Genomic DNA, 2161 nt, shown 5'->3' with positions numbered 1-2161 from the left:
CGCCGGACGCGTGCGGCTGCTGGGCGCCTCCGCCACGACGGTCACCGCCGCGACCGGCGGCCGCCCCGACCTCGCGGTCTACGCCGGCGAGGCGACCGAGGCGGGCCGCCTGGAGCTGCTGCCGTTCCTCCGCGAGCAGGCCGTCTCTATCACGGCCCACCGCTTCGGCACCCCCGACCACCTCACGGACGCCCTCCTCTGACCCCCGTCGCGAGATGCCACTTGCGTACGCGACACGCCGTGCGGGGCGTACCCAAGTGGCATCTCGCGGCTGAGAGAAGGGGCTAGAACAGGCCGAGCGGGGAGGCGACCGAGGCGAGGACGCCGGGCGCCGCGATCACGCTGAGGCGGCCGACCTCCTCCGGGGTCAGCTCCGGCAACCGCTGGGCGAGGTCGAGGAAGCGCTCGACCTCGGACTCCTCGAGCACGTCGGCCGCGAGGGTGCGGAACTTGGCGATGTACTGCTCGCGGCTGAACGGGTGCGCGCCGAGCGGATGCGCATCCGCCACCGCGATCTCGTCGACGATCGTGGTGCCGTCGGTCAGCAGGATCTCGACGCGGGCGCCGAACGCCTTCTCGGCGGGATCGGTGGAGTGGTAGCGGCGCGTCCACTCAGCGTCCTCCTCGGTGCTCACCCGGCGCCAGAGCGCGACCGTGTCGGCGCGGGCGGCCCGCTCGGGGGCGTAGCTGTGCACGTGGTGCCAGGCGCCGTCCTGCAGCGCCACCGTGAAGATGTAGGGCACCGAGTGGTCGAGCGTCTCGCGGGAGGCGGTCGGCTCGTACTTCTGCGGGTCGTTCGCTCCCGAGCCGATCACGACGTGGGTGTGGTGCGAGGTGTGCAGCACGATCCGCTCGACGCGCTCCGGATCGGCGGCTTCGGGGTGGGTGCGGTGCAGGCGGCGGGCCAGGTCGATCACGGCCTGGGCCTGGTACTCGGCCGAGTGCTCCTTCGTGTACGTGTCGAGGATCGCGCGCTTGGCCTCGCCCCGGTCGGGGAGAGGCACGTCGTAGCTCGCGTCGGGCCCGTCGAGCAGCCACGCGATCACACCGTCCTCGCCCTCGTAGATCGGTGAGGGACTGGTCTCACCGCGCATCGCCCGGTCGACGGCCTCGATCGCCGCCTTGCCGGCGAACGCCGGGGCGTAGGCCTTCCAGCTCGAGATCTCGCCCTTGCGCGACTGCCGCGTGGCGGTCGTGGTGTGCAGCGCCTGAGCGATCGCCTGCTCCGTCGTCGCGACGTCGAGGTCGAGCAGCGTGCCGATCCCGGCGGCGGCCGAGGGGCCGAGGTGCGCGACGTGGTCGATCTTGTGCCGGTGCAGGCTGATCGCGCGCACCAGGTCGACCTGCACCTCGTAGCCGGTGACGATGCCGCGCACGAGCTGCGCACCGCCGATGCCGGCGTGCTGGGCGACGGCGATCAGCGGAGGGATGTTGTCGCCCGGGTGCGAGTACTCGGCCGCGAGGAAGGTGTCGTGGTAGTCGAGCTCGCGCACGGCGACCCCGTTGGCCCAGGCCGCCCACTCCGGGGAGACGCGACGGGCCGGATCGACACCGAGCACGACCGAGCCCTGGCCGCCGATGGAAGCGGGGTGCGCGAGCGCCTGCGAGCGGGCGGCGACGACGGGGCGGCGCAGGAGCGACGCGGTGGCGACGGCGGCGTTGTCGATCACGCGGTTGACGACCATCTCGGTCACGTCGTCGTCGACTGCGACGGGGTCGGCGGCGATCTCGGCGAGGGCGTGGGCGAGCTGTCCGTGGCGCGGGAGCTCCTCCTCGCTGCGGTGGACGCGGACGTGGTGTTCGTGCACGGGCGGCTCCTTCGGCTCCCGTCCAGGCTATCGCCGCGGTGCGGCGTGCTGAGGTGCGGCGTGCTGAGGCGGAACAGCGCTCTCGGAACGTCGATCGCCGACGGGAGCGGCGGGCAGAATGGCGGGATGTCCTCCCCCACGCGCGTCGCGGCGTTTGACTGCGGCACCAACTCCCTCCGCCTGCTCATCGCCGACGTCGACGACGGGCGCCTGGTGGACGTGCAACGCCGCACCGAGCTGGTGCGCCTCGGGCACGGGGTGGACCGCACGGGCCGCTTCGACCCCGCGGCGCTCGAACGCACCCTCGCCGTCACCCGCGAGTACGCGGCCGCCGCGCGCGAGGCCGGAGCCGC

2 protein-coding genes and 1 pseudogene are annotated in these 2161 nt (G+C 73.3%); 2 read left to right on the top strand and 1 reads right to left on the bottom strand.

Annotated elements, in window-relative coordinates:
• On the top strand, positions 1 to 202 hold a 202-nt coding region (locus ACH61_RS15150), incomplete at its 5' end, for a hypothetical protein (RefSeq protein ID WP_153038941.1).
• A gap of 82 nt (positions 203 to 284) precedes the next feature.
• On the opposite strand, the gene ACH61_RS15145 is transcribed toward ACH61_RS15150, so the two are convergent.
• Complete coding sequence (locus ACH61_RS15145; protein WP_068213644.1) at positions 285 to 1808, bottom strand: MmgE/PrpD family protein; 1524 nt, start codon at positions 1806 to 1808, stop codon at positions 285 to 287.
• A gap of 126 nt (positions 1809 to 1934) precedes the next feature.
• Between ACH61_RS15145 and ACH61_RS15140 the strand changes: the two are divergent.
• Positions 1935 to 2161, top strand: a pseudogene (locus ACH61_RS15140) (exopolyphosphatase); the annotation flags it as partial.

This window comes from Rathayibacter tanaceti, from assembly GCF_001634385.1.
GTDB classification, from domain to species: Bacteria; Actinomycetota; Actinomycetes; order Actinomycetales; family Microbacteriaceae; genus Rathayibacter; species Rathayibacter tanaceti.
This window is presented reverse-complemented; position numbering and strand designations above follow the sequence as displayed.